The 25,686-nt window shown below is 63.3% G+C and carries 24 protein-coding genes; 13 read left to right on the top strand and 11 right to left on the bottom strand.

The window, feature by feature from the left end:
* The first annotated feature begins 68 nt into the window (after positions 1 to 68).
* Positions 69 to 1,841 (top strand): helix-turn-helix domain-containing protein, encoded by a 1,773-nt coding sequence (locus M2394_RS02940; RefSeq protein ID WP_405046543.1) that lies wholly within the window; start codon positions 69 to 71, stop codon positions 1,839 to 1,841.
* Here M2394_RS02940 and ggt read toward each other — a convergent pair.
* Both ggt and M2394_RS02930 read right to left on the bottom strand, forming a co-directional pair.
* Positions 1,838 to 3,499, bottom strand: a complete 1,662-nt coding sequence (gene ggt / locus M2394_RS02935) for a gamma-glutamyltransferase (protein WP_259171569.1) — start codon at positions 3,497 to 3,499, stop codon at positions 1,838 to 1,840. The genes M2394_RS02940 and ggt overlap by 4 nt on opposite strands.
* 60 nt (positions 3,500 to 3,559) lie before the next feature.
* Positions 3,560 to 4,462: an NmrA family NAD(P)-binding protein gene (locus tag M2394_RS02930; RefSeq protein ID WP_259171568.1), complete on the bottom strand. Its 903-nt coding sequence runs from the start codon at positions 4,460 to 4,462 to the stop codon at positions 3,560 to 3,562.
* 109 nt (positions 4,463 to 4,571) lie between these two features.
* Here M2394_RS02930 and M2394_RS02925 point away from each other — a divergent pair, with 109 nt between their 5' ends.
* Together M2394_RS02925 and M2394_RS02920 are read left to right on the top strand one after the other, a co-directional pair.
* Entirely contained in the window at positions 4,572 to 5,522 is a 951-nt protein-coding gene (locus tag M2394_RS02925; RefSeq protein WP_259171567.1) for a LysR family transcriptional regulator, read from the top strand.
* A complete protein-coding gene (locus M2394_RS02920; protein WP_259171566.1) occupies positions 5,519 to 6,310 on the top strand; it encodes a helix-turn-helix domain-containing protein in 792 nt (263 codons plus the stop codon). Before M2394_RS02925 ends, M2394_RS02920 begins: the two co-directional genes overlap by 4 nt.
* A 4-nt stretch (positions 6,311 to 6,314) precedes the next feature.
* Here M2394_RS02920 and M2394_RS02915 read toward each other — a convergent pair whose 3' ends face one another.
* Positions 6,315 to 6,959 (bottom strand): aspartate/glutamate racemase family protein, encoded by a 645-nt coding sequence (locus M2394_RS02915; protein ID WP_259171565.1) that lies wholly within the window; start codon positions 6,957 to 6,959, stop codon positions 6,315 to 6,317.
* A 60-nt stretch (positions 6,960 to 7,019) separates the two neighbouring features.
* Between M2394_RS02915 and M2394_RS02910 the strand changes: the two genes are divergently transcribed.
* Positions 7,020 to 7,475 carry an HIT family protein gene (locus M2394_RS02910; protein WP_259171564.1) on the top strand — a complete coding sequence of 152 codons (456 nt, stop codon included), beginning with the start codon at positions 7,020 to 7,022 and terminating at the stop codon, positions 7,473 to 7,475.
* A complete protein-coding gene (locus M2394_RS02905; protein WP_259171563.1) occupies positions 7,472 to 7,903 on the top strand; it encodes a VOC family protein in 432 nt (143 codons plus the stop codon). Before M2394_RS02910 ends, M2394_RS02905 begins: the two co-directional genes overlap by 4 nt.
* Positions 7,904 to 7,925: 22 nt before the next feature.
* Here the strand turns inward: M2394_RS02905 and M2394_RS02900 are convergent, their stop codons facing one another.
* Positions 7,926 to 8,480, bottom strand: a complete 555-nt coding sequence (locus tag M2394_RS02900; RefSeq protein ID WP_259171562.1) for a cysteine hydrolase family protein — start codon at positions 8,478 to 8,480, stop codon at positions 7,926 to 7,928.
* A gap of 135 nt (positions 8,481 to 8,615) precedes the next feature.
* Between M2394_RS02900 and M2394_RS02895 the strand changes: the two genes are divergently transcribed.
* A complete protein-coding gene (locus M2394_RS02895; RefSeq protein ID WP_259171561.1) occupies positions 8,616 to 9,122 on the top strand; it encodes a GNAT family N-acetyltransferase in 507 nt (168 codons plus the stop codon).
* Positions 9,123 to 9,128: 6 nt separating this feature from the next.
* Here M2394_RS02895 and M2394_RS02890 read toward each other — a convergent pair whose 3' ends face one another.
* The 3 genes from M2394_RS02890 to M2394_RS02880 all read right to left on the bottom strand — a co-directional run bounded on the left by M2394_RS02890 (position 9,129) and on the right by M2394_RS02880 (position 12,034).
* Entirely contained in the window at positions 9,129 to 10,430 is a 1,302-nt protein-coding gene (locus M2394_RS02890) for an FAD-binding oxidoreductase (protein ID WP_259171560.1), read from the bottom strand.
* A 292-nt stretch (positions 10,431 to 10,722) separates the two neighbouring features.
* Positions 10,723 to 11,718 carry an aldo/keto reductase gene (locus tag M2394_RS02885; protein ID WP_259171559.1) on the bottom strand — a complete coding sequence of 332 codons (996 nt, stop codon included), beginning with the start codon at positions 11,716 to 11,718 and terminating at the stop codon, positions 10,723 to 10,725.
* 22 nt (positions 11,719 to 11,740) lie between these two features.
* Entirely contained in the window at positions 11,741 to 12,034 is a 294-nt protein-coding gene (locus M2394_RS02880) for a muconolactone Delta-isomerase family protein (RefSeq protein ID WP_259171558.1), read from the bottom strand.
* A gap of 104 nt (positions 12,035 to 12,138) precedes the next feature.
* On the opposite strand from M2394_RS02880, the gene M2394_RS02875 reads away from it, so the two are divergent.
* Positions 12,139 to 13,032, top strand: a complete 894-nt coding sequence (locus tag M2394_RS02875; protein ID WP_259171557.1) for a LysR family transcriptional regulator — start codon at positions 12,139 to 12,141, stop codon at positions 13,030 to 13,032.
* Here M2394_RS02875 and M2394_RS02870 read toward each other — a convergent pair.
* Positions 13,019 to 13,651, bottom strand: coding sequence for a TetR family transcriptional regulator (locus M2394_RS02870; RefSeq protein ID WP_259171556.1), 633 nt, complete (start codon positions 13,649 to 13,651; stop codon positions 13,019 to 13,021). The two genes, M2394_RS02875 and M2394_RS02870, sit on opposite strands and share 14 nt — an antisense overlap.
* 112 nt (positions 13,652 to 13,763) lie before the next feature.
* On the opposite strand from M2394_RS02870, the gene M2394_RS02865 reads away from it, so the two are divergent.
* From M2394_RS02865 to M2394_RS02855, 3 genes are read left to right on the top strand one after another with little or no spacing between them, the layout of a single operon-like run.
* Positions 13,764 to 14,420 (top strand): O-methyltransferase, encoded by a 657-nt coding sequence (locus M2394_RS02865; protein ID WP_259171555.1) that lies wholly within the window; start codon positions 13,764 to 13,766, stop codon positions 14,418 to 14,420.
* Between the two features lie 15 nt (positions 14,421 to 14,435).
* Positions 14,436 to 15,302 (top strand): SDR family oxidoreductase, encoded by an 867-nt coding sequence (locus tag M2394_RS02860; protein ID WP_259171554.1) that lies wholly within the window; start codon positions 14,436 to 14,438, stop codon positions 15,300 to 15,302.
* A 13-nt stretch (positions 15,303 to 15,315) separates the two neighbouring features.
* Positions 15,316 to 16,500, top strand: coding sequence for an arabinose transporter (locus M2394_RS02855; protein WP_259171553.1), 1,185 nt, complete (start codon positions 15,316 to 15,318; stop codon positions 16,498 to 16,500).
* On the opposite strand, the gene M2394_RS02850 is transcribed toward M2394_RS02855, so the two are convergent.
* Positions 16,487 to 17,107: a LysE family translocator gene (locus tag M2394_RS02850; protein ID WP_259171552.1), complete on the bottom strand. Its 621-nt coding sequence runs from the start codon at positions 17,105 to 17,107 to the stop codon at positions 16,487 to 16,489. The two genes, M2394_RS02855 and M2394_RS02850, sit on opposite strands and share 14 nt — an antisense overlap.
* A 133-nt stretch (positions 17,108 to 17,240) precedes the next feature.
* Here M2394_RS02850 and M2394_RS02845 point away from each other — a divergent pair, with 133 nt between their 5' ends.
* Positions 17,241 to 19,439, top strand: a complete 2,199-nt coding sequence (locus M2394_RS02845; protein WP_259171551.1) for an OsmC domain/YcaO domain-containing protein — start codon at positions 17,241 to 17,243, stop codon at positions 19,437 to 19,439.
* 601 nt (positions 19,440 to 20,040) lie between these two features.
* Here the strand turns inward: M2394_RS02845 and M2394_RS02840 are convergent.
* A complete protein-coding gene (locus tag M2394_RS02840) occupies positions 20,041 to 21,207 on the bottom strand; it encodes a cystathionine gamma-synthase (protein WP_178926103.1) in 1,167 nt (388 codons plus the stop codon).
* Positions 21,204 to 22,580 carry a cystathionine beta-synthase gene (locus tag M2394_RS02835; protein ID WP_259171550.1) on the bottom strand — a complete coding sequence of 459 codons (1,377 nt, stop codon included), beginning with the start codon at positions 22,578 to 22,580 and terminating at the stop codon, positions 21,204 to 21,206. The genes M2394_RS02840 and M2394_RS02835 overlap by 4 nt, the downstream gene beginning before the upstream one ends.
* Before the next feature lie 266 nt (positions 22,581 to 22,846).
* Between M2394_RS02835 and atzF the strand changes: the two genes are divergently transcribed.
* Positions 22,847 to 24,643 (top strand): allophanate hydrolase, encoded by a 1,797-nt coding sequence (gene atzF, locus M2394_RS02830; RefSeq protein ID WP_259171549.1) that lies wholly within the window; start codon positions 22,847 to 22,849, stop codon positions 24,641 to 24,643.
* A 2-nt stretch (positions 24,644 to 24,645) separates the two neighbouring features.
* Positions 24,646 to 25,332 (top strand): GntR family transcriptional regulator, encoded by a 687-nt coding sequence (locus tag M2394_RS02825; RefSeq protein WP_259171548.1) that lies wholly within the window; start codon positions 24,646 to 24,648, stop codon positions 25,330 to 25,332.
* The last annotated feature ends 354 nt before the right edge of the window (positions 25,333 to 25,686 follow it).

Genomic DNA, 25,686 nt, shown 5'->3' with positions numbered 1-25,686 from the left:
TGGAGCAAGTATCAGGCGGGCCGGGCAGGCATCTTGGCTGCCATGTTCCACCCGTTCAGGTGAGCGCCTTGAATCGAGAAATGCAGATACTGTCGCTGCGCGACGTGGCCAGCCAGATCAACTCCGGCGGCGACTTGCAGTCGATGCTGCACCAGCTGGTGTACGCCAGCTGCCGCCACACCCACTGGACCATGAGTTCGATCATGGCCATCGACATGGAGGCGGGGTTCGGCCATGTGATCGCCCGTCACGACCCCACCCTGGTACAGCGCCCGCTGGTGGACAGTTGGGAGCTGTCCTCCAGCCCGGTGATGACCGCGTTGCAGCGCAACGAACCGGTGTTTATCCGCGACGTGCGTGATTGCGAGTACCCGGGCTATCGCCGCGAATCGGTGGAGCGCGACTACCGCACGGTGATGGTGATGCCGATGAATTGCACCGACTTCGACGGCCGGCCCATGGTGCTCAGCGTGATTTCCCGCACCTTGATGGACGTGTCCGAAGAAGACCGGGTGTTCCTCGGCATGATCATCCACCTGGGCGCCATCGCCGTGGAACGCCAGCGCCAGCTGGAAGCCGAACGCCGCGCTGCCGAACGCATGCAGCAGGCGCTGCATGTGCACACCTCGATGCTGGAGCACGTGCTGGGTGGCGGTTCGGTGGGGTCGCTGTCGCTGATGGTGGGCAACCAGTTGCCCAACCCGGTGATCGCGGTGGACTTCACCGCCAACCAGGTGGTGGCGGGGCGCTCACCGGACACCGCGCTGTTCGACGACAGTAGCTGGCAGGCGGCTGCGGCCGGCGTGCTCAGTGTGCAGATCACCAAGACTGCCCAGGACAGCCTGCGCAGCGCCCTGCGGAACACTGTCAACCTGTTTCTCGACGACGGCCAGCGCCAGTTCACCCTGCGGGCGCAGATCGAACCGCTGATGGTCGACCATGAACTGGTGGGGGCGCTGGTGCTGTTCCCGGTGGCGGCGCCGGTCAATGAACTGGATTTGCTGATGCTCGAAAGCGCCAAGTTCGCCCTCAGCGTGCAGATGATGCGCAGCTTTATCCGCTTCCGTTTCGAGACCCGCACCCAGACCGAACTGCTGTTCGAAGTGCTCGAAGGCCGTTGGCGCGATGCCGATGACATCCAGCAACGCGCCCAGCGCCTGGGCATCCAGTTCAACCAGGCGCAACAGATGATCATCATCGACTACGGCGCCAAGGCCCGTGAAGCCAAGAACCTGCACCACAACGTTGCGCGCATCCTGGCCCGCGCAGCGATCCCGGCCACCGTCATCAGTGTCGATAACGGCCTGGTGTGCCTGGTGCCCGCCGAAGGCGAGAAGGGCCGCGAGCGCCGGGCCAAGGTCAAGCGCCAGATCGCCGAAGACCTGGCCCACTACCTGGGCGGCGAGCCGCTCTTGCTGGCCAGCGGCGTCTGCCACGCCCTGACCGATTACCCCGGCGCCTGGGAACGTTGCCGCCGCCTGATCGACATCGCCCGCTCGTTTGGCCGCAGCGGGCCGATCTCCGACCAGGACTTCGGGCCCATCCCGATCTTCGTGGCTGCGGTGGGCGGCGAAGACATCCGTACCTTCGTCAATGAGAGCGTCGGCGCCATGCTGGAACACGACCGCAAGCACCAGACGCCCTACCTGGAAACCCTCACCGCCTACCTGCGCGAAAGCTGCCGCAGCCAGGCCTGCGCCGATGCGATGGGCGTGCACGTGACCACGCTGCGCTATCGCCTGGCGCGGATCCAGGAGTTGTTCGGTATTGATGTGGAGACCCCGGAGCGCCGGTTTGCCACGGAGCTGGCGATCCACTTGCAGCGGGTGATCGACAGTTAAGGTCGTACCACCAACCCCACGCCACGGCCCCGTGGGTCCGAAGCGGTCTGCACGGTGCGGCCGTTGACCTGGATCGCCTGGATGTCGCCCATCAACCAGCCCTGGTCCTTGAGCACGTAGCCCATGCGTTGCAGTTGCTGGGCAACCTCGCCGGTCAGCGGCGCATACGCGTCATAGAAAAGCGTGTCCTTGGGCAGCAACTGGTGGTGCACGCGCTGCGCGGCCACGGCTTTGTCCAGCGGCAGGTGGAAGTCGTAGACGTTGTTCAGCACCTGGAAGATCGACGTGAAGATGCGCGAACCGCCTGGCGTGCCCAGCACCAGGCTGACCTTGCCGTCGCGGGTGACGATGCTCGGGCTCATGGAGGAGAGCATGCGCTTGCCCGGGGCGATGGCGTTGGCATCGTTGCCGACCACGCCAAAGGCATTGGCGACGCCCGGTTTGGCGCTGAAGTCGTCCATTTCGTCGTTGAGCAGGAAGCCCGCACCCTTGACCACCACGCCACTGCCGAAGTCCCAGTTCAGGGTGTAGGTGTTGCTGACGGCGTTACCCTCGGCATCGATGATCGAAAAGTGCGTGGTCTGGTGGGACTCAAGGCCGGGGCGCACCTGCTCGGTGGGCGAGAGGGCATCCGGGTTGATCTGGGCCGCGCGCTGCGCGATGTAGGCAGGGTCAGTCAGGCGCTGTGCGGGCACCTCGGAAAAGTCCGGGTCGCCGAGGTAATCGGCGCGGTCGGCAAACACGCGCTTTTCGATCTCTGCCAGCAGGTGCAGGTAACGCGCAGAGTTGAGTGGCACACCTGCAAAATCCGCTGTGCGCTGCTCCTTCATGCCCAGCAACTGGGCCAGCGCGATGCCGCCGGAACTGGGCAAAGGCGCGGTGTACAGGCGATTGCCTTGCCAGTCGATGTGCATGGGCTCGCGCCACAGGGCGTGGTAGTCCGCCAGGTCTTGATGGGTGATCAGCCCACCGTCACGCTGCATCTGTGCCACCAACAGGTTGGCGGTCTGGCCTTTATAAAATTCATCTGGGCCGTTGGCGGCGATGCGTTGCAGGGTGTTGGCCAGTTCCGGCTGCCGGAAGGTGGCCCCCGGTTTCATCGCGCCAAAATAGTCGCCAAAGTTGGTTTTGCCGCTGAACAGGGCAATCGCGTTCTGACGGTACTGGAACTGCTGGCCGGCCACCTTGAAGCCCTGGCTGGCATAGCCGATAGCCGGCGCTACGAGTTCGCGCCAGGGCAGCTTGCCGAAGCGTCGATGGGCTTCCCACAAGCCCATCACCGTGCCGGGTACGCCGGCGGCGCGGGTGCCGATCAGGCTGAGGTTTTCGATGACTTCGCCGTTGGCGTCCAGGTACAGGGTCTTGGTCGCGGCCTTGGGGGCCGTTTCCCGGTAGTCGAGGAAGTAGGGCTTGCCGTGCATGTAGAGGGTCATGAAACCGCCCCCGCCGATGTTGCCGGCCTCGGGGTAGGTGACGGCCAGGGTAAAGGCGGTGGCAATCGCGGCGTCCACCGCATTGCCTCCGGCCTTGAGCACCTGGGCTGCGACCTGTGCGCCATATTCGTCCGGTGCCGCGACGGCGCCGCCTTCCAGTGGCGCGGCCAGGGCGTGGTTGAGTGTGAGGGTCAGGGTAAAGGTGGTTGAGGCAAGAAGGCGCATGGCAGGGTCCATTTTCTTATTGTTGGAAAAGCCGGCTCCCGCACCCGGGAGCCCGGGCGGTCAAGCGAACAGGTGTTTGTTGGCGAGCAGGTAGTCACGCAAGGTCGTGGTGGCACGGCCGGTCAGTCGTTGCACGGTGTCGGTCACCGGTACGTCCTTGTAGGCCTCGACTTCGTGACGGTAATAGGTCATGACCGGCTCGAAATAATCACCGAGGATTTCGCGCAAGGTGCTGTCACTGTCGACGTAGGTCACGGGTTCGCCGATCACTTCGCTGAGCAAGGCGCTGATTTGGCGGTAGTCGAGGCGCTCGGTGCCGGTGATCAGGTAATCCTGGCCCACGTGCTCTGCGGCAGGGTCGGCGATGATGCGCGCAGCGACGGCGGCGATGTCCAGTTCCGACAGGTGCAGGCGTGGCGCGTCGCTCACGGACGGCATGATGAACTGGCGTTTGGTTTTTACGTCGTTGGCCACGAACCACGGCAGGTTGAACATGATCCAGCACGCCGCGTTGATGTAGGTCACCGGCAAGCGGCTGGCGTCGAGCAGTGGCTTGGCCAAGGTATGCAGGTTGGCGCCGCAGCGGGTCGCGAGAAACTCCGGCGCCAGGTCGTGCGCGGTGAGCCCGGGTGGAATCGCGATGAAGCGGATCACCTGGGACGTACCGCCCGCGCGCTTGATGGCGTTGATGATGTTGGGGGTGACTTGCAGTTCATCGGTGACAAAATCCGGGGTCACGATAAACACCTTGTCGGTGCCTTCGACGGCCTTGAGCAGGCTGGCCGGGTCATACCAGTCGGCCTGCACGGCCTGCGCCGCGGGGAAGGCCGCTTGCAGTTTGGCCACGCCTTCGGGGCGGCTGCTGGCCAGGCGCAAGCGCACGTCAGGGAAGTGGTCGGTGAGTGCGCGCGCCGTCGCGGTGCCCAGGTTGCCTGTGGCGCCGAGTATCAATACGTGGGTCATGTGCTGGCCTTTGCTCCGTGAGCGTTCTTCGAGGCGGGCCAATCTATCAGCGGCATTCACTCATGATTAGACGGTATGATGGGAATGGACCTATAACCCAGAGGTATCAATGGTGCTCGACGGCGTGAATGACCTGATAGCCTTCCTGACCGTCGCCCGCGAGCGCAGCTTTACCAAAGCGGCTGCGCAAATGGGCGTGTCGCAGCCAGCGCTCAGTCGCACCTTGCGCAAGCTGGAGGCGCGCCTGGGCGTGCAATTGCTCACCCGCAGCACCCGCAGTGTGGCGCCCACTGACGCGGGCGAACGCTTGCTCGAAAGCCTCGGCCCGCATTTCGACGGCATCGAAGCGGGCCTGGCCGAGCTGTCGGAACTGAGTGGGAAACCGGCCGGCAGCCTGCGCATCACCTCGCTGGAACATGCTTCTGCCACGCTGCTGACGCCCGCGGTGTGCGGCTTGATGCAGGACTACCCGCAGATCAGCGTGGAAATCAGCGACGACTACGCCATGGTGGACATCGTTGCCGAGCGCTTCGACGCCGGTGTTCGTTGGGGGGAATCAGTGGCCAAGGACATGATCAGCGTGCGTATTGGCCCGGACTTTCGTATGGCCGTGGTGGGCTCGCCGGCCTACTTCGAGCGCCGTCCCAAACCCCTGACGCCCCATGACCTGGTGGCGCATACCGGGATCAACCTGCGCCTGCCGACCTCGGGTGGGTTGTGGAGTTGGCCGTTCAGGAAAGGCAAACGTGAACTCAAGGTACGCCCGGAAGGGCAGGTGGTGGGCAACAGCGTGGCGCTGATCCTGGATTTTGCCTTGGGCGGTATCGGCTTGGCGCATCTGCCCGAAGACGTCGTCGCCGAATCCGTCGCCGAGGGCAAGTTGGTGCGGGTGCTGGAGGACTGGTGCACGACGGTCACCGGCTATCACTTGTATTACCCCAGTCGCCGACAGCCCAAGCCGGCGTTTCGTTTGCTGCTCGAACGCCTGCGTGCCCAGGCTGCGCAAACGGGGATCGCGCATACTGAGCACGTCAACGCCGCCCGGAAGCCTCGCCCATGAACACGCCCGCCGAACACCTGATCCTCGCGCCGTTCACCGATGAGTTGCCCGCACCGATCTACTTCCGTGCGGCGCGCATGCCCGCGTCGGCGGCGTACCCCTGGCATCGCCATCCGTGGGGGGAGTTCGTGTATTCGTTCAGTGGCGTCATGGAACTCAAGCTCGACGGCGTGCACTTCATCGCGCCGCCGCAATATGGCGTGTGGCTGCCGCCGAACGTGGAGCACAACGCAATGAACCACCAGGAGGCCTGCCACTGTTCGCTCTATATCGCGCCAGCCTTGTGCGAGCGCCTGCCCCGAGAGGCCTGCGCGCTGACTATCACCCCGCTGATCCGCGAATTGCTGGAGGAGTTGCACGCGGCGCCACCCGGGCCGGTGCAGACGGACGAGGAGGGCCGGTTGTTAACGGTGTTGCTCGACCGTTTGAACCGCACCTCGCGGGTGGGCAGCTACCTGCCGGGTTCCATCGACCCGGTGCTGGCGCCGATTCTTGAGGCTCTGGAGCAGAATCCGGCGGACAGCCGTTCGCTGGCGCAATGGGCGCAGTTGGTCAATGCCACCGAACGCACGCTGTTGCGGCGTTGCCAGCGGGATTTGGGCATGTCGTTGGCGCAGTGGAAGCAGCGGTTGAAGGTCACGGCGTCGCTGGTCAGGCTCAAGGCGGGCGACTCGGTAGAGGCGGTGGCTTTTGACCTGGGCTATAGCAGTTCATCGGCGTTTATCAGTATGTTCCGTAAGCTCACCGGGGAAACGCCGGATGAGTATCGGCGTAAGCGGTTGAGTTGAAGGCTCAGCCCCTTATCGCGTTCAACGCAGCCTTCAGGCCGGCCGATGCGCTGGCAAGCGCTGGCGGCCCGGAGCTGACAAGCCGCGCGGCGCCCCCCATGGAGGCCTGGCCCAGCGCGACGATGGAGGCCCCGTCCAGATAGGCGCGGTCGGCGGCCTTTGCGATCGAGCAAAGGTAGCCCTGCAGATCGCCTGCTTTGAACAGGTCCCAAGCCCCCGCGACCAGTTGCACGTCGACCGTCGCGCCCGTTCGTTGCGCGACCCTGTGAAACAGGGTCGAGGTCGGTTCCAGGGTAGTCGCGACGGCACACAGCACCACGACCCTCGCGCCGGCCCGGGCCGCTTCGACCGCCAATGCCTCATCTGCTCTGAGGATGGGCGCCGGGGTAGGGTGAGGGATGGTGTCTAGCGAAGGGCCGAGGGTGGAGCATGTGAGCACCACGGCATCGGCGTGTCGGGCCAGCGCAAGCAGTACCTCGGCCGTGGTGCCAGCAACGTCGTCACTCAAGTAACCGAGGTGTTCTGCGGCTGCCAACAGGTCCGGGCGTACTTCGTGGTGCAGCACTCCCGGCGCAATCCCCAGGGCGGTTGCGGCCGCTTCAAAGACATCGATGTTACTGGCAGCGGTATGAAGGCAAGTGATTCGCATGGGACGCTCGCGGCGTGGGCGGGTAAGATGCCGTCCACATTACTTCATCAGGGACGATGCATGCCGCTCATCATGGAACGCGTAGAACTGGCCCGCAACGGCGCCAACGATAAAGTCATCTGCCGCATGGCCTCCGGCTGGGCGGTGATGGGGGATGTGCAGTTCCTGCCGGGTTACTGCCTGCTGCTGCCCGACCCGGTGGTGGCCAGCCTGAATGACCTGGACCCTGAAGCCCGTGCCGTCTACCTGCTCGACATGGCCCGCCTGGGCGACGCGGTGCTGCAAGCCACCGGCGCGCTGCGCATGAACTACGAGATCCTGGGCAATTCCGAACCGGAGTTGCACTGCCACCTCTTTCCTCGCTACGCCGATGAGCCGGATGACAAGCGCAAGATGCCCGTGTGGTTCTACGACTGGAAAACCGCCACGCCCTATGCAGAAGACCACCACGGTGAGTTGCGCGAGAAGATCGCGCAGTTGTTGAGCTTCACGGGTGCGCCTGGAGCCCATGCATGATGCAAAGAAACAGATTGGTGCCCGAGCTGATGGTGACAGATCTGGGTAAAAGCCTGGAATTCTGGGCGTCATGCCTGGGCTTTACGGTGGCTTACCAGCGGCTGGAAGAGGGCTTTGCCTACCTCGACCTGGACGGTGCCCAGGTGATGCTGGAGCAGGTCGATCCCCTCGCCAATCAGTGGCAGACCGGTGAGTTGCAACGCCCCTTCGGGCGCGGCTTCAACCTGCAGATTGATGTGGCGGCGGTGCAACCGGTGTTACAACGGCTTGAACAAGCAGCGTACCCGCTGTTCAAGGCGTGCGCGGATGTCTGGTACCGCGCCGGTGAAGTCGAGGTGGGGCAACGCGAGTTCCTGGTGCAGGACCCGGACGGGTATCTGGTGCGGTTGGTGGAGCGGCTGGGTGAAAGAGGCTTTAGCGCTCCCTGACTCAGCAACTCCATAAGCCTATTCAACCGAGAATATTGGCTGTCGCGATCACCCTGGCGTAATCCATCGCCAGGTTGCTCAGCGACAGCGCATGCACATCTTCCGCAGGCCAGACCCGCCCGGACAGATCAGCCTGATCAAATGTATAGCAAGCATCCGCCGCCACGATCACATCAAAACCCAGGTTGCCGCCTGAGCGCGCAGTGGACTCCACCGAGTTGTTGGTGATGACGCCCACGATCACCAACTTCTGGATCGAGCGTGTGCGCAACCAGCGCTCCAGGCCTGTCGCCGCGAAGGCGTCCGGGACGTTTTTTTCAACGACGTGCTCGTGGGCGAGGGGCTGCAGCGCCGGCTGGAATTCGCAGCCAGGCTGGCCGGGCCAGAACACCGAGCCTGGAGTGCGGGAGATATGGCGGATGTGCACGATGGGGCGTTGAGCCTGGCGCCATGCCGTCAGCAAGGCGTGCATGTGCTGTTCGGCGTCGGGGTTGTTACGTCGACCGAGATCAGGACGGTTCATGCCCTGTTGCATGTCGATGATCAGCAATGCGGTGTTTGCGTCTAACGGTACCATGGCCTGTCCTTGTGCGTATGAGTTGCAAAACATAACAGCCATTGCGTGAGCCTACACAGTGATTTGTTCCAATCCCTGGCCCGTTTGCCTTTACACTGCGGCCCCGAATTTCAGCCTTGATTGACTGGATATCCCATGCCTGCACACCTTCGACCGGCTCAACCCGATGACGCGCCCTTCCTGCCGGGCGTGGAACATTCCGCTGCCCAGGTATTCCGCGAGATCGAAGGCCTGGCGTGGTTGGCAGATACCGTCACCTTGAGCGTAGAGCGCCATCAACAGCTGATCGCGTTGTCGACGTGCTGGGTGGTCGTCGATGCACAGGAAACGCCGCAAGGTTTCCTGAGTGCAGAACGCCAGGGTGACGCTTTGCATATCGTTGAAGTGTCGGTCGCACAGGCGGTGCAAGGCCAAGGATGGGGGCGCAAGCTGGTTGAAGTCGCGATGGAACATGCGCGATCAAACGGGCTGGAGTCGGTGACGCTGACGACATTCAAGCACGTACCGTGGAATGCGCCGTTCTACCGCCGCCTGGGGTTTGAGCCGGCAACGAGCCCGCACCTGGAAGAGATGCTGGCGGCCGAATATGCCCACGGTTTTGAGCAGGGCAGCCGCTGCGCCATGGTATGGCGGCTGCCCTGATGCCTGTCAGCGCAGCTTTTCAAGCATCTGGTAGTACCACATCCCCACTGCCAACATGGGGTTGCCGAACACATCCCCCAGCGGCACCTTGATGTGCTTGCACCCGGCAAAGGTGTCGAACTTGGCCAGCGTGCCGGTCAAGGCCTCGGCCATGATCTCGCCCATGATATGGCTGGTGGCGATGCCATGCCCCGAGTAGCCCTGGCAGTACCAGACGTTGTCCGACAGCTTGCCCAGTTGCGGGATGCGGTTCATCACGATGCCCATGGCGCAGCTCCACTGGAACGCGATGTCCACGCCTTTGAGGGCCGGGAAGGTGCGCTCGATGCAGGGCCGCAGTTCGGCGGCGATATCCCGTGAGTCGCGCCCGGAGTAGTTGGCGCCACCGCCGAAGAGCAATCGACCGTCGCCCGTGAGGCGGTAGTAATCGAGTACAAAGCGACAATCGTAGACCGCCAGGTCATAGGGGTTGAGGGTGCGTGCCAGCTCGCCCAACGGCGCGGTGGTGACGATGCCGCCCATGGCCGGGAAGATCTTGCCCTTGAGTTGGCCGGGTTCGAGCTTGTGGTAGACGTCGCCGGCCAGCAGCACCTGGCGCGCATCGATACGACCTCGAGCGGTGATCACCGCAGGGCGCTCGCCATGCACGATCTGCAGCACCTCGGAATTCTCGAAAATCAACGCCCCCAGGCTGTGAGCTGCACGGGCTTCACCGAGGCACAGGTTGAGCGGGTGCAGGTGCAGATTGCGGGTGTTTTTCAGCGCGCCCAGGTACAGCTCGCTGTCCAGGTGTTCGCGCACGCCGGCCCTGTCGAGCAGGCTGACCTGATCGCCCATGCCACGCCGCTGGGCTTCGTCATGAAACGCGCGCAGTTCGTGCAGGTGCGAGGGCTTCATGGCTGCGTGCAGGTGGCCGTGCTTGAGGTCACAGGCAATCGCGTACTTGTTGACGCGTTGCTCGATGATTTGATGGCCGCGCCAGCGCAGGTGCCAGATGAAGTCATCCACTTCATCGCCAAGGCGCTTGCGCATCTGTTGGCGCATGGCTTCGTCGCCCGACAGGCTGCCGGTGACTTGCCCGCCGTTGCGCCCGCTGGCGCCCCAGCCGATGCGATGGGTTTCGACAATCGCGACCTTGAGCCCGCGCTCGGCCAGTTCAACGGCGCTGGCCACGCCTGTGAAACCGCCGCCGATGATCACTACATCGACACTGACCTGGCCTTGCAAGGTCGGATACTGGGTGGGGTCGTTGAGGCTGGCGGTGTAATAGGAAGCGCTGCGCTCGGCAGTACGTAGGGCGGCGGGCATGGGGTGATCCTTCTGATAAATGAATGCCGGTGGGGCAGGTTCGACTTGATCAGAGGAGGGCGTCGGGCGGACGTGCATGGCGGCAATGCCACAGCGCCCAGAAGGCCAGGATGATATGGAACAACGGATTTTCGCAGGGACGCGCCTGCGCCTTCGGCAGCGAAGCGGGCAGGTGGCAACGGAGGGGGCGCAAGAGCGAAATCATGGTCGCCGATGCTCCCAAAGCGCGCAGGCACGTTCAATCAGGGTTTGTGAACCTTCAGGTATGGGTTTGTTAAACAATCCCCGCCGCTCAACTGAAACCCGTGACGGCATGGGGCGTGTAGTTGGCCTCCAGGCGCTCTATTTCGGCGGCGGTTAACTGAATGTCCAGCGCCGCGACGGCATCGTCCAACTGGGCCGCCCGGGACGCGCCCACAATGGGCGAGGTCACCCCGCGATGGGCCAGCACCCAGGCCAGTGCGATTTGCGCCATGGGCACGCCACGCTCTTTGGCCAGTTGTTCCACCGCGTTGATGACCGGGCCGTCAATGGCGTCGGTGGCATCCAATACGTGCTTGCCGAATTCGTCGGTTTTACTGCGCTCGGTCTGCTGCCCGTGGGGGCGGGTCAGGCGCCCGCGCGCCATGGGGCTCCAGGGCATCAAGGCGACGCCCTGGTCGATGCACAGCGGGATCATCTCGCGCTCTTCTTCACGGTAAATCAGGTTGAGGTAATTCTGCATCGAGACGAAGGGCGACCAGCGATTGGCCTTGGCCACTTCCTGGGCCTTGGCGAACTGCCAGGCGAACATCGACGAGGCGCCGAGGTAGCGCGCCTTGCCGGCCTTGACCACGTCATGCAGCGCTTCCATGGTTTCTTCAATGGGCGTGGTGTAATCCCAGCGATGCACCTGATAGAGGTCTACGTAGTCCAGGCCCAGTCGGGTGAGGCTGGCGTCGATGTTGGCCAGGATAGCCTTGCGCGAGAGGCCTTTTTCGTTCGGCCGGGCCGTACCCTGGCCCATGCCGGCGGGGTAGAACACTTTGGTGGCGACGACCGTCTCATCGCGACGCGTGAACGCTTTGAGCATTTTGCCAAGGATGATTTCCGAGGTGCCCGCCGAGTAGCTGTTTGCCGTGTCAAAAAAGTTGATGCCGTGTTCGACGGCCTGTTTGAAGATAGGGCGGCTGGCGTGCTCGTCGAGTGTCCATGGGTGAGTGCCGGCTTCGGGTTGGCCGAAGGTCATGCCGCCCAGGCAAAGGCGCGACACCTCCAAACCGGTTTGACCTAACTTGACGTAGTGCATGGAGGTTCTCCTGTTTGAGGGGTTATTCGGTTCGAGGACCAAAACCGGCATAGGGTTTCAATGGCACGATGGCGGTCACTTCGAGCATGCCGTTGTTCACCAGCGGCAGCGTCGCGAGTTGTTCGCGCACGCCGGCCTCACTGTCGGCTTCGACCAGCAGGCAAGCGCCGCCCATGTCGCCACGGTGCCAGAGGGTGCGGATGAAACCTTCCAGGTAAAGCGCTCTGGCGCGTTGGGCCTCGGCGTCGAGAAACGGTGCAAAATCCGCATCGGAAAATCGTTCCGAAACGCGGCGTGATAACGTGATGAACTGCATGGGCTTCCTCGCTTGAGCGCGTGTTTTTAAACTGCTCAGTGATGATTTCAAACAATACGGTGTGGGTCCAAGACGGGTTCTGCACCACCTGAGACCGGATTTGCATGACCCTCGATCTTCGTTTACTGGTTGCCTTTATCGCCGTCGCTGAAACCGAAAATGTAGGACAGGCGGCGCTGCGCCTGCACATCTCGCAGTCGCCGCTGAGCCGGCAAATCATTCAGTTGGAAGACCAGTTGGGGTTGCAGCTGTTTGAGCGTACGCGCCAACGCATGCGCCTGACGGATGAAGGGCGGTTGTTCCTGAGCGAGGCACGCAGCCTGGTGGAGCACGCGTCGAGCGTGGCAGCGGCAGCGCGCACGATTGCCCAGGGGCAAACCGGCCATATCGCTGTGGGCTATGTGGAGGGGGCGATGCATTCCAATTTGCTGCCCAACGCTTTGGCCGACCTGCAGGCGAGGCATCCCTCGGCGACCTTCGATATTCATCCGATGAACTCGGCCCGACAGGTCGAGGCGTTACGCGGCAGGGCCATCGACCTTGGGCTGGTTTACACCGTTGCCGAAAGTCCCGATATCGCGAGCATGCCGGTCAGCAGCGAAGCGTTGTTGCTGGTACTCGCCAAGGACCATCCGTTAGCGACCCAAGCTCATATTTCTGCTGAAGCACTCAACGGCCAGCGCTGGGTCTCGCTGGCTCAACCGCTCAATCCGGCGGCCCGCCGGCATTTTCTGGAGCACTGTGCGGCGAGCGGTTTTGCTCCTGATATTCAGGCAGAGGCAAATGATTTGTTGGGGGTGATGCGGCTGGTGGCGGCGGGCCTGGGCATCACAGTGATCCAGGCCAGCCTTCGCGATTGCATGTCGGGCAAGGTGGTGTTTCGCGAACTGCCCTGGTTCCCGGTGCGCATCGATATCCATGCGATATGGCGCAAGGACGATCCCAAGCCGTTGATTAACCATTTCCGGGAGGCGCTGGCGCGTTTCACCTTGTGTTGAGCGCGGTCAGGTAGGCGCTGAACATGTCGGCCATGCCGCCGGCGTAAACCGCGATGGCCTCGGGTGTGCGCGGGGTTGAGGAGAAGTCCTTGCCCGCGCAGCTGAGGGTCGACTGGATCAGATCGTGGGCCAGCTGGCGGGTCGCGTCGGATGCATCGGGGAGCAGTTCCCGCATGAAGTCGCGGAATATCTGACGTCCCGCCTCGCGAACTTCCAACGCTTCGGGGGCGTTGCGATACAGCGGCGCTGCGTCATCCAGCGCGCCGCGCATCAGCGCTTCCTCGCACTCCGAATGAATGAACGCCTGCACCAGGGTGCGCAAGCGCTGCAACGGCGCGAACTGCCGGTTTTCCAGAATCTGGCGCAGCATGCGGGTGGTCTGTTGCCATTCATCGCTCTGCAAGCGGAACAGGATCGCGGCCTTGTTGGGGAAGTACTGATACACCGAACCCACACTCACACCGGCCTTCTCGGCGACCCGCGCCGTGGTGAAACGGGTGGCGCCTTCCTTGGCCAAAACCTGAATAGCCGCCTCCAGAATCGCCGCCACCAACTCGGTGGAGCGGGCCTGTTGTGGCTGTTTGCGCGAGGCAATACGCGGGGTCTGGCGGGTGGACATGGGTGGCTCCAGCGGGTCGGGGGAACGCGAATAGCGAATGCGACGAATCACTCGCATACTTTCAATGCGACGAATTAGTCGCATCTTAGTCCAGACCTCACGGAAATCAATGATGAATACCCTGACGACTGCGCCACTGGCGCCCCTGATCGAACGTCTCTACGCCCAGGCAGAGGCCGCCACCAGCCCGGACTTGGCCAACGTGCCCGATGCAGAACGCAACCGCCTGATGCACAGCAAAACCGAATACCTGGCGCTTTACACCCTGCTCAAGGACCTGTGGCTGCCGGTCTCGCGGGACACCGGCACGCTGCTCTACATGCTTGCGCGCAGCACCCAGGCGCGGGCCATCGTCGAGTTCGGCACCTCGTTCGGCTTGTCTACGCTGTTCCTGGCCGCCGCCCTGCGTGACAACGGTGGCGGTGTGTTGATCGGCAGCGAATTCGAGCCGTCGAAGATCGCCCTGGCGCGTGAGCATTTCACCGAAGGCGGTGTGAGCGACCTGATCGAAATCCGCGAAGGCGACGCACTGGTGACCCTGGCCTCAGGCCTGCCGCCATCGGTTGACCTGCTGCTGCTCGACGGCGCCAAGGCACTGTATGGCGACGTGCTTGGTCTGGTGGAAAGACACCTGCGCCCGGGCGCCCTGGTGGTGGCCGACAACACCAACTATTGCCCGGAATACCTGGCACACGTGCGCTCGCCGCACAACGGTTACCTGTCGGTGCCGTTTGCCGATGACATCGAGCTGTCCATTCGTTTGGGTTAATTGAGGAGTCACCCTATGCACGTATTTGTCACAGGCGCCACCGGCTGGGTCGGCTCCGAAGTGGTCAAGGACCTGATCGGTGCCGGCCACCTGGTTACCGGGCTGGCCCGTAGCGATGACAAGGCCAAAACCCTTGCAGCAACGGGCGCGAAGGTACTGCGCGCGTCCCTGGATGACCTGGATGCAATTCGCCGCGCGGCCTGGACCGCCGACGCGGTGATCCATACCGCGTTCAATCATGACTTTTCGCGGTTTGTCGAAAACTGCGAGCAGGACCGGCGCGTGATCGAAGCGCTGGACAGTGTCTTGAGAGGCTCCGACACGCCGCTGCTGGTCACCTCGGGGTTGTCCGGGCTGGCCCGTGGCGCCACCGAGGCGGACCTGCCCAACGGTGCGTCGCCGCGCAAATCCGAATTCGCCGCCAGGGCCTTGGCCGAGCGTGGTGTGCGTGCCGCCACGGTACGCTTGGCGCCGTCGGTGCATGGGCTGGGCGACCATGGTTTCTTGCCGATCCTGATTCGCCTGGCGCGAGAGACCGGCGTGTCGGCCTACCTTGATGAGGGGCTCAACTGCTGGTCGGGCGTGTATCGCACCGATGCAGCGCGGGTCTATCGCCTGGCGCTGGAGGAGGGCGTTACCCAGGCCGTGTATCACGCCGTGGCGGACGAGGCCGTGCCGTTCAAAGCCATCGCCGAGGTCATCGGGCGTCGCCTGGGTGTGCCGGTGGAATCGCGGCCGCGTGAACATTTTGGCTGGTTCGCCAACATGGCCGGCGCCGAGATGGCGGTGTCCAGCGCGCAGACCCGGGATCGCCTGGGGTGGGTGCCGACAGGTCCGGACCTGCTGAGCGACTTGGATCAAGCGGGCTATTTCAGTCTCTGACAGGAGCGTTCCCATGACACAACACGGTACGTCTTCGGTGCTGTTGAAACTGCTGCCGATCACCCTGGCAGTGTTCGTCGCATTCCTGATTATCGGCCTGCAACTGCCGGTCCTGCCGCTGCACCTGAACCACACCCTGGGCATGAGCACCTTGGTGGTGGGCGTGGTGGTCGGTGCGCAGTTTGCCGCCGCGCTGCTGTCGCGGGCTTGGGCCGGCAACTTTGCCGATATGCGTGGGCCCAAGCGCGCAATGCTGATCGGCATGCTGGTGGCGGCCGGTTCCGGGCTGTTGTACCTGGCGTCGCTCGGGTTTGTGGAAACCCCGGCGCTGTCGGTGTGGGTCTTGCTGGCAGGGCGTGTGGTGCTGGCCCTGGGTGAAAGCCTGATCATCACCGGCTCCATGGGCTGGGGCATGGGCCTGGTGGGGCCGCAGAACGCCGGCAAGGTTATGGCCTGGATCGGCATCGCCATCTACGCAGCGTTTGCGCTCGGGGCGCCTTTGGGCGTGGCGCTCAACGCCCAATGGGGCTTCAGTGGCGTGTGTGTGGCCACGCTGATCTTGCCGCTGTTTGCGCTGGCCATCGTCGTGGGGGCCAAGGGCGTTGCGCCCACCAGCCAGCGGCGCACGTCGTTCTACACGGTGCTGGGCGCTGTCTGGTTGCCCGGGTTGGGGCTGGCGTTTTCGAGCATCGGGTTTGGTGTGATTACCGCTTTTATCGCGCTGTTGTTTGCCGCCAAGGACTGGGGCAATGCCTCGTTCGCCTTCACCGCCTTTGGCTTGGCGTTCATCGGTGCGCGGCTGTTCTTCGGGCACCTGCCGGACAAGCTGGGCGGCGCCAAGGTGGCGCTGGTCTGCGTGCTGATCGAGGCGCTGGGGCAATTGCTGATCTGGGGTGCGGGCTCGCCGGTGATGGCGTACGTGGGGGCAGCCTTGACCGGCTTCGGCTATTCGTTGGCCTTCCCCGGGTTTGGTGTAGAAGCGATCAAGCGGGCGCCACCGCAAACCCGTGGTCTGGCCATGGGCGCCTACGTGGCGTTCCTGGATATCGCGCTGGGCATCAGCAGCCCATTGGCCGGCGCCCTGGCGGGGTCGGCGGGGGTGGCGTCGGTGTACCTCGCCGGCGCCGTGGCGGTGATGCTGGCGGTGGCGGTGGCAGGGTCGCTGCTGGTCAGGAAACCCGCGCTCAGCGCTTGCTGAACGCCAGGCGCGCCGCGAACAGCACAAAGATCATTCCCGTGGTGCGGTCCATCCAGCGAATGACGCTTTCGCGGCGCAGGAAGCCGGACAGTGGCCGCGTGGCGCCAATCAACACCAGCGACCACACCAGGCCGAGCACCACATGGATGCTGACCAGGCCGAAGGTCCAGGCGATCAGCGAATGGCCCTGGGGGATGAACTGCGGCAGGAACGACACGTAGAAGATCCCGACCTTGGGGTTCAGCACGTTGCCCAGCATGCCCTTGAGGAACCAGTTGCTGCCGGGCTTGCCGTCGGCTTCGGCCGGCGACAATGAACGGCGCGGGCGCAACAGCATGTTCAAGCCCAGCCAGGCCAGGTAGGCCGCGCCGCAGTATTTCAGTACGTTGAAGGCCACCTCCGACACGGCGATCAACGCGCCCAGGCCAAAGGCAACCGCCGCGCCCCAGAGCAGGCAGCCGGCATTGATCCCCAGGGTGGCCTGCAGCGCCTGGCGCTTGCCTTCCACCGTGGCGGTGCGCAGCACCAATGCCGTGTCGAGCCCCGGGGTGAGGGTCAGCAAGGTGGCGGCGAAGGTGAAGGCGAGGAGGTTATCGGCAATGGACATGGAGCACTGGCCTCAAGGTGGATAGGGCACACGTTAACCGATCGGCAGCCAACGCGGAAAACCCCGGGACTTCCCGGCAAAAAACTTCATAATAGCGGCCATTTTGTTTAGCCCGTTATTCTGGTGTGCCCGCATGGAAATTAAGGTCAACTTTCTCGACAACCTACGACTTGAAGCCAAGTTCGACGATTTCACGGTGATTGCCGACCAGCCGATCCGCTACAAAGGCGACGGTTCGGCCCCGGGTCCGTTCGACTATTTCCTGGCGTCGTCGGCGTTGTGTGCGGCGTACTTTGTGAAGTTGTACTGCCAGACGCGCAACATCCCCACCGAGAACATCCGCCTGTCGCAGAACAACATCGTCGACCCGGAAAACCGCTACAACCAGATCTTCAAGATCCAGGTCGAGCTGCCGGCCGACATCTCCGACAAGGACCGCCAGGGCATCCTGCGTTCCATCGACCGCTGCACCGTGAAGAAAGTCGTGCAGGCCGGCCCCGAGTTCGTGATCGAGGAAGTGGAAAACCTCGACGCCGATGCCCAGGCTTTGCTGATGCCCAACTCGACCTCCGACGGCGGGACCTACATTGCGGGCAAGGACCTGCCGCTGGAGCAGACCATCGCCAACATGTCCGGCATTTTGGCGGGCCTGGGCATGAAGATCGAAATCGCCTCGTGGCGCAATATCGTGCCCAACGTGTGGTCGCTGCACATTCGCGACGCACACTCGCCGATGTGTTTCACCAACGGCAAGGGCGCCACCAAGGAAGGCGCACTGGCGTCGGCCCTGGGCGAGTTCATCGAGCGGCTCAACTGCAACTTCTTCTACAACGACCAATTCTGGGGCGAGGAACTGGCCAACGCGCCGTTCGTGCATTACCCGGATGAGCGCTGGTTCCAGCCGGGCCCCAACGACGAGCTGCCAAGCGAAATTCTCGATGCCTACTGCCGCAAGGTCTACGACCGCGAGGGCGAATTGCGCGGTTCGCATCTGTTCGACACCAACTCGGGCAATGAGGCACGCGGCATTGTCTCGCTGCCGTTCGTGCGCCAGTCGGACGGTGAAGTGGTGTATTTCCCGTCCAACCTGATCGAAAACCTCTACCTCAGCAACGGCATGAGCGCCGGCAACACCCTGGCTGAAGCCCAGGTGCAGTGCCTGTCGGAGATCTTCGAACGGGCGGTGAAACGCGAAATCATCGAAGGTGAATTTGCCTTGCCGGACGTGCCTGCCGAGGTGTTGGCCAAGTACCCGGGCATCCTGGCCGGCATCCAGGGCCTGGAAGCGCAAGGGTTCCCGGTGCTGGTCAAGGATGCGTCCCTGGGCGGTGAGTTCCCGGTGATGTGCGTGACCCTGATGAACCCGCGTACCGGTGGCGTGTTTGCCTCGTTTGGCGCGCACCCGAGCCTGGAAGTGGCGCTGGAGCGCAGCCTCACTGAGTTGCTGCAAGGCCGCAGCTTCGAAGGCCTGAACGACTTGCCGGCGCCGACCTTCGAAGCCCAGGCAGTGACCGAGCCGAACAACTTTGTCGAGCACTTCATCGACTCCAGCGGTGTGGTGTCGTGGCGCTTCTTCAGTGCTCAGTCGGATTACGAGTTTGTCGAGTGGGACTTCACCGGCCAGGGCGAAGACTCCAACGTCCAGGAAGCCGCAACCTTGTTCGGCATTCTCGAAGGCATGGGCAAGGAGTCGTACATGGCCGTGTACGAACACCTCGGCGCCACCGCCTGCCGCATCCTCGTGCCGGACTACTCGGAAATCTACCCGGTGGACGACCTGATCTGGGACAACACCAACAAGGCGCTGTTCTTCCGGGCCGACATCCTCAACCTGCACAGCCTCGACGACGATGAGTTGCAAGCGTTGCTTGAGCGCCTGATCGAAAGTGAGCTGGACGACTACACCGACATCACCACGCTGATCGGCATCGAATTCGACGACAACACCGCGTGGGGGCAGTTGACCATCCTGGAGTTGAAGCTGCTGATCTTCCTGGCCTTGAAACAATATGAAGAGGCCAAGGAGTGCGTGGAGATGTTCCTGCAGTACAACGACAACACCGTCGAACGCGGCCTGTTTTACCAGGCGATGAATGCGGTGCTGGAGATGGAACTGGACGACGATCTTGAGTTGGACGACTACGAAGCCAACTTCCGCCGCATGTTTGGCAATGAGCGTATGGACGCGGTGATTGGCTCGGTCACTGGTGACGTGCGCTTCTATGGCCTGACGCCGACCAGCCTGAAGCTCGAAGGTTTGGACCGCCATCAGCGCCTGATCGAGAGCTACAAGAAGCTGCACGCCGCGCGGGCCAACATCACCTCGGCCTGACACAAGGTCACCTGTGGGAGTTGTCGAGCTTTAGCGAGGCTGCGAAGGCGGTGGTTCAGGTGAAATCACTGTTGACTGTGCCGCCGCCATCGCAGGCAAGCCAGCTCCCACAGTTGACCGAGTACACCCGCTGACCTGTAGGAGCAGGCTTGCCGGCGATAGCGATCCATCAGCCGGCAGAGTTGCAGCTGACCCACCGCCATCGCTGGCAAGCCAGCTCCTACAGTGGATCTTCGTCGTTGCACAGACCCCTGTGGGAGCTGTCGAGCTTCAGCGAGGCTGCGAAGGCGGTGGTTCAGGCGACATCTCTATTGGCTGTGCCTCCGCCATCGCTGGCAAGCCAGCGCCTACAGTAGATCTTCGTGGTTGCACAGACCCCTGTGGGAGTTGTCGAGCTTCAGCGAGGCTGCGAAGGCGGTGGTTCAGGCGACATCTCTATTGGCTGTGCCGCCGCTTTCGCAGGCAAGCCAGCTCCCACAGTTGACCGAGTACACGGGCTGACCTGTAGGCGCCGGCTTGCCGGCGATAGCGATCTATCAGCCGGCAGAGTTGCAGCTGGGCCACGGCCATCGCTGGCAAGCCAGCGCCTACAGGGGGGCTGTCAGATGCGGGCCAACGCCTGGGCCAGGTCTGCCCGCAGGTCTTCCACATCTTCAACCCCCACCGACAACCGCACCAACCCGTCACCAATGCCCAACTGCGCGCGCGTGGCGGCCGGGATGCTGGCGTGGGTCATGATGGCGGGGTGTTCGATCAGGCTTTCCACACCACCGAGGCTTTCGGCCAGGGCGAAGATCTTCACGTTTTCCAGGAAACGCGTGGCGCCCGCCAGGTCGCTGTTGAGGTCCACCGAAATCATCCCGCCGAACCCACGCATCTGCCGGCGCGCCAGCTCATGCTGCGGGTGTGAGGCCAGGCCGGGGTAGTAGACGCGCGACACCTGCGGTTGTTTCTCCAGCCAGGTCGCCAGGTCGAGGGCATTGCTGCAATGACGCTCCATGCGCAATGCCAGGGTTTTTACCCCACGCAGCGTGAGGAAGGCGTCGAACGGCCCGGCAATGGCGCCCACCGAGTTCTGCAGAAAGCCCAGGCGCTCAGCCAACTCCGCGTTGTGGCCGACAATGGCAATCCCGCCGATGACATCCGAGTGGCCATTGAGGTACTTGGTGGTGGAATGCACGACGATGTCGAAGCCCAACTCCAGCGGGCGCTGGATCCACGGGCTGGCGAAGGTATTGTCGGCCACGCAGATGATGCCGCGCGCCTTGCAGATGCGCGCGATGGCGCTCAGGTCGGTGAGGCTCAACAGCGGGTTGCTCGGGGTCTCGACCCAGACCATGCGCGTGTCGTCCTGTAAGCTCGCCTCGAATGCCGACAAGTCGCTCAAGTCGACAAAGCTGAAACGGTGCCCGGCACTGCGCTGGCGCACCTTGTCGAACAGGCGGAAGGTGCCGCCGTACAAGTCGTTGCCGGAGACGATATGTGCACCGGCGTCCAACAATTCCAGCACCGTTGAGATCGCCGCCAGCCCGGACGCAAAGGCAAACGCCTGGCTGCCGCCCTCCAGGTCGGCCACGCAGCGTTCCAGGGCAAAGCGTGTCGGGTTGTGGGAGCGGCCGTAGTCAAAGCCTTTGTGCACGCCGGGGCTGTCTTGCAGGTAGGTGGAGTTGGCGTAGATCGGCGGCATCAGCGCGCCCGTGGTCGGGTCGGGGGATTGCCCGGCATGGATCACACGGGTGGCAAACGCGCTTTTATCGGACTGACTCATGCAAGGGATCTCCGTAGGTGGTTGAGCAGGTCGACGCGGGTGATCAGGCCATGAAAGCCCGACGCGTCGGCAATGATGGCGACCAGGCCGCGGTCCAGTTCCGCCTGCAGTTCCGCCAGGCTGGCGCTGGGGGCCAGGGTTTGCAAGGTGTCGGTCATGGCGCTGTCGACGGTCATGGAGAAATGCGCCGCGTCGTGGTGCAGGCCCAGCAGGATGTCGGACTCGTCGATCACGCCTACCAGCTTCTGGCCGTCCACCAGTACCGGCAACTGTGAGACGTCGGCCAGGCGCATACGCTGGAAGGCCGTGAGCAGGGTGTCGTCGGGGCGCACGCTGATCACGCGGCCGTCTTCGAAACGGCGGGCGATCAGGTCGCGCAGGTCGCCGTAATGCTTGTATTGCAGCAGGCCCGCGTCTTTCATCCATTGGTCGTTGTAGACCTTCGACAGGTAGCGCGTACCGGTGTCGCACACGAACGTGACCACGCGCTTGGGCTCGGTCTGTTCGCGGCAATAACGCAAGGCGGCGGCGAGCAGGGTGCCAGTGGACGAACCGCCGAGGATGCCTTCGGCGCGCAGCAGTTGGCGGGCATGGTCGAAGCTTTCTTCATCGCTGATGGAGTAGGCGTGGCGCACGCTGGAGAGGTCGGCGATCGACGGAATGAAATCCTCGCCGATGCCTTCCACGGCCCAGGAACCGGGGGTTTCCATCTTGCCGCTGCGGCTGTATTCGGCCATCACCGAGCCAACCGGGTCGGCCAGTACCATTTCCAGCTCAGGCTGCACGCGCTTGAAAAAACGGGTCAGGCCGGTGAGGGTGCCGGCCGAGCCGACGCCCACCACAATGGCGTCCACGTCATGCTGGGTCTGGGCCCAGATCTCCGGTGCGGTGCTGGTTTCGTGGGCCAGCGGGTTGGCCGGGTTGTTGAACTGGTCGGCGAAGAATGAACCGGGAATGTCCTTGGCCAAGCGTGCTGCGACATCCTGGTAATACTCGGGATGGCCCTTGCCCACGTCGGAGCGGGTGATATGCACCTCGGCGCCCATGGCCTTGAGGTGCAGCACCTTTTCGGTGGACATCTTGTCGGGCACCACCAGCACTACCCGGTAGCCTTTGGCCCGGCCCACCAGTGCCAGGCCCAGGCCGGTGTTGCCGGCGGTGGCCTCGATGATGGTGCCACCTGGGCGCAGGCGGCCATCGCGCTCGGCGGCGTCGATCATGGCCAGGCCGATGCGGTCCTTGATGGAGCCTCCAGGGTTCTGGGATTCGAGCTTGAGAAACAGCGTGCACGGGCCGGTATCGAAACGGCTGACCCGAACCAGCGGCGTATTGCCGATCAGTTCGAGGACGGCGGGGCGGGAAAGCGTGGGCATGTCGTCACCTGGGTACGGGAAGGGCGTAGGGAGGGGGACAGCAAATTAAAACGCATGGCTTGGAACATAGGCCGCTATCGGGCGGGTCGCAACCGGGCGGTCCGATGAATGTCTTTTTTTGGCGCATGGGCGATGCCCGTGTGCGCCATCAGTGGGCAGGGTTGAACCAGGGTAAAGCGGGCGCAAGCCCGTAAACAGTGGCTTTTGGTGGATGGCCCGGGGTTTGCTAAAGGAAATCCAAACTTGGATACAAGATGGGATTCCCTATGCAAACCGTTTTTGGCTGGACCCTTGGCGAATGGCAGTCGGCTTACCGCAACGGCGCAATCACGCCAGATATCGTGCTGGACCTGATCGATGCCTACCCGGCCGATGACAACGCCTGGATCGCCCGCGCCGGTTCGTCGCAACTGCAGGCGCAATTGGACGAACTCGGCGAACGCTTGGCGGCCGTGGGCGGCGACATGGCTCAGTTGCCACTGTATGGCGTGCCGTTTGCGATCAAGGACAACATCGATGCGGCAGGGTGGGACACCACGGCGGCTTGTCCTGAATTTGCCTACGCACCTGAGTCAGATGCGTCTGTCGTCTCCAAGCTACGCGCGGCGGGCGCGATCCTGGTGGGCAAGACCAATCTCGATCAGTTCGCCACCGGCCTGGTGGGCACACGTTCGCCTTATGGTGCGGTGGGCAACAGCTTCGACCCGGCCTTCGTCAGCGGCGGTTCCAGCTCCGGCTCGGCCTCGGTGGTGGCCCGAGGGCTGGTGCCGTTCGCCTTGGGCACCGACACCGCAGGCTCGGGCCGCGTGCCGGCAGGCTTCAACAATATTGTGGGTTTGAAGCCGACCAAGGGGCGGCTGTCCAACACCGGCCTGGTGCCGGCGTGTCGCACAGTGGATTGCATCTCGGTGTTCGCCCTGACCGTGGCCGATGCCGAACGCGTGGCGCAGGTGGCTGCTGGCTACGACGCCAGCGACGCGTATTCCCGGGCAAATCCCAACACAGCGCCGGTGGCGGTGGGGGCGCAGATCAAGTTGGCGATCCCGGCTGAGCTGGAGTTCTTCGGCGATAGCCAGAATCAAGCGGTGTTCGAGCAGGCCGTCGAGCGATTTGAGGCCATGGGCGCGGTGATCAGCCCGGTGGATTTCACGCCGTTCAAGGCCCTGGCTGATCAGCTGTATTTCGGGCCGTGGGTGGCCGAACGCACGGTAGCGTTGGAAGGCATGCTTGAGCATCAGCCCCAGGCGATCAACCCCGTGGTGCGCGGTATCGTTGAAAACGGTCGCCAGTACACGGCGTGTGATGCGTACAAAGCCGAATATTTGCGTGCCGAGTTGAGCCGGCGTATCAACGACAGCCTGGCAGGTTTTGATGCCTTGCTGGTGCCTACGTCACCGACCCTTCGCACCCTGGCTGAAATGGCCGAGGAGCCGGTGCGCTACAACTCGCAATTTGGCTATTACACCAACTTCACCAACCTGGCGGACCTCTCGGCCCTCGCGCTCCCCGCCGGGTTGCGTGCCGATGGTTTGCCCAGTGGCATTACCTTATTGGCACCGGCCTGGCACGACACGGTGCTGGCTGATCTGGGCAAGCGTTGGCAGGCCAATCTCGGCCTTAATCTGGGCGCGACCGGGCGTTCTCTGCCCGCATCCGGCGTACCCGTGCAGGCGCCGGGGTCTGTGCGTGTGGCCGTGGTGGGCGCGCACCTGACGGGCATGCCGCTGAACTTCCAGCTGACCAAGCGCAATGCGGTGCTGGTGGAGCAAACCCACACCGCTGACAGCTACCGCCTGTACGCATTGCCGGGCACCGTGCCGCCCAAGCCGGGGCTGGCCAAGGCCGAGAGTGGGCGCTCGATCATCGTTGAACTGTGGGACATGCCCCTTGCACGCTTTGGCGAGTTCGTCGCAGAAATCCCCGCGCCCCTGGGGATTGGCAACGTGGTGCTGGCGGACGGGCGTAGCGTCAAAGGCTTTATCTGTGAACCCTGGGCATTGGCCGACGCGCTGGACATCACCGAGTTCGGCGGCTGGCGCGCGTTTATTGCGAGCCGAGGGTGAACATGCCGCGCCCTGACAACCTCGCCGAGCAGGTGTACACGCAACTCAAGGCGGATATTTTCGACTTCCGCCTGCTGCCGGGGGATCGCTTCAGCGAAGGCGATGTGGCAGGGCGCATGGACGTCAGCCGAACGCCGGTGCGCCAGGCGCTGTATCGCCTGGAGAAGGAAGGCTATGTGGAGGTGTATTTCCGCAGCGGCTGGCAGGTTAAAGCGTTCGATTTTGCCTATTTTGAAGAACTGTATGACGTGCGCATCGTGCTGGAGCTGGCGGCGGTCAGCCGGCTATGCCGGATGGAGGCATCCGACAATTCGGTGTTGAACGCTCTGAAGGGTATCTGGCTGGTGGCGGAAGATGAGCGGTTGCAAGACCCTCATGAGGTGTCCGCGCTGGATGAGCGCTTTCATTGCGCGCTGGTGGAAGCCACCGGCAACCGTGAAATGGCGCGCATGCACTACGCGATTACCGAGCAGATCCGCATCATTCGCCGGCTCGACTTTACCCAGGCCGAGCGCATTGCGGCGACCTATCAGGAGCATGCACATATCCTCGAGGCCATCTTGCAACGGCGCAGTGACGTGGCCCAGCAACTGCTCACGCGACATATCGAGTTGAGCAAACAAGCCGTGCGCGAGATCACGTTGCACCGGTTGCAGATGGCACGGCAAGCGGGCCCCAGGCCCGCGTAGGAACCGGCTTGCCGGCGATGCAGGCGCCTCGGTGTGCTCAGGTACACCGCGTGGATGCCATCGCAGGCAAGCCAGCTCCCACAGTGGATCTTCGTCGTTGCACAAATCCCTGTGGGAGCTGTCGAGCTTCAGCGATGCTGCGAAGGCGGCGGTTCAGGCGACATCACTGTTGACTGTGCCGCCGCTATCGCCGGCAAGCCAGCTCCCACAGTGGATCTTCGTCGTTGCACCGACCCCTGTGGAAGCTGTCGAGCTTCAGCGAGGCTGCGAAGGCGGTGGGTCAGGTGACATCTCTATTGGCTGTGCCGCCGCTATCGCAGGCAAGCCAGCTCCCACAGTGGATCTTCGTCGTTG

The organism is Pseudomonas sp. BIGb0164, from assembly GCF_024810135.1.
Classification (GTDB): Bacteria; Pseudomonadota; Gammaproteobacteria; order Pseudomonadales; family Pseudomonadaceae; genus Aquipseudomonas.
This window is presented reverse-complemented; position numbering and strand designations above follow the sequence as displayed.

Excerpts from the sequence above, each read along its gene's own strand:
- ggt (WP_259171569.1), bottom strand. The coding sequence starts at position 3,499 with ATGCGCCTTCTTGCCTCAACCACCTTTACCCTGACCCTCACACTCAAC.
- M2394_RS02930 (WP_259171568.1), bottom strand. The coding sequence starts at position 4,462 with ATGACCCACGTATTGATACTCGGCGCCACAGGCAACCTGGGCACCGCG.
- M2394_RS02925 (WP_259171567.1), top strand. The coding sequence starts at position 4,572 with ATGGTGCTCGACGGCGTGAATGACCTGATAGCCTTCCTGACCGTCGCC.
- M2394_RS02920 (WP_259171566.1), top strand. The coding sequence starts at position 5,519 with ATGAACACGCCCGCCGAACACCTGATCCTCGCGCCGTTCACCGATGAG.
- M2394_RS02915 (WP_259171565.1), bottom strand. The coding sequence starts at position 6,959 with ATGCGAATCACTTGCCTTCATACCGCTGCCAGTAACATCGATGTCTTT.
- M2394_RS02910 (WP_259171564.1), top strand. The coding sequence starts at position 7,020 with ATGCCGCTCATCATGGAACGCGTAGAACTGGCCCGCAACGGCGCCAAC.
- M2394_RS02905 (WP_259171563.1), top strand. The coding sequence starts at position 7,472 with ATGATGCAAAGAAACAGATTGGTGCCCGAGCTGATGGTGACAGATCTG.
- M2394_RS02900 (WP_259171562.1), bottom strand. The coding sequence starts at position 8,480 with ATGGTACCGTTAGACGCAAACACCGCATTGCTGATCATCGACATGCAA.
- M2394_RS02895 (WP_259171561.1), top strand. The coding sequence starts at position 8,616 with ATGCCTGCACACCTTCGACCGGCTCAACCCGATGACGCGCCCTTCCTG.
- M2394_RS02890 (WP_259171560.1), bottom strand. The coding sequence starts at position 10,430 with ATGCCCGCCGCCCTACGTACTGCCGAGCGCAGCGCTTCCTATTACACC.
- M2394_RS02885 (WP_259171559.1), bottom strand. The coding sequence starts at position 11,718 with ATGCACTACGTCAAGTTAGGTCAAACCGGTTTGGAGGTGTCGCGCCTT.
- M2394_RS02880 (WP_259171558.1), bottom strand. The coding sequence starts at position 12,034 with ATGCAGTTCATCACGTTATCACGCCGCGTTTCGGAACGATTTTCCGAT.
- M2394_RS02875 (WP_259171557.1), top strand. The coding sequence starts at position 12,139 with ATGACCCTCGATCTTCGTTTACTGGTTGCCTTTATCGCCGTCGCTGAA.
- M2394_RS02870 (WP_259171556.1), bottom strand. The coding sequence starts at position 13,651 with ATGTCCACCCGCCAGACCCCGCGTATTGCCTCGCGCAAACAGCCACAA.
- M2394_RS02865 (WP_259171555.1), top strand. The coding sequence starts at position 13,764 with ATGAATACCCTGACGACTGCGCCACTGGCGCCCCTGATCGAACGTCTC.
- M2394_RS02860 (WP_259171554.1), top strand. The coding sequence starts at position 14,436 with ATGCACGTATTTGTCACAGGCGCCACCGGCTGGGTCGGCTCCGAAGTG.
- M2394_RS02855 (WP_259171553.1), top strand. The coding sequence starts at position 15,316 with ATGACACAACACGGTACGTCTTCGGTGCTGTTGAAACTGCTGCCGATC.
- M2394_RS02850 (WP_259171552.1), bottom strand. The coding sequence starts at position 17,107 with ATGTCCATTGCCGATAACCTCCTCGCCTTCACCTTCGCCGCCACCTTG.
- M2394_RS02845 (WP_259171551.1), top strand. The coding sequence starts at position 17,241 with ATGGAAATTAAGGTCAACTTTCTCGACAACCTACGACTTGAAGCCAAG.
- M2394_RS02840 (WP_178926103.1), bottom strand. The coding sequence starts at position 21,207 with ATGAGTCAGTCCGATAAAAGCGCGTTTGCCACCCGTGTGATCCATGCC.
- M2394_RS02835 (WP_259171550.1), bottom strand. The coding sequence starts at position 22,580 with ATGCCCACGCTTTCCCGCCCCGCCGTCCTCGAACTGATCGGCAATACG.
- atzF (WP_259171549.1), top strand. The coding sequence starts at position 22,847 with ATGCAAACCGTTTTTGGCTGGACCCTTGGCGAATGGCAGTCGGCTTAC.
- M2394_RS02825 (WP_259171548.1), top strand. The coding sequence starts at position 24,646 with ATGCCGCGCCCTGACAACCTCGCCGAGCAGGTGTACACGCAACTCAAG.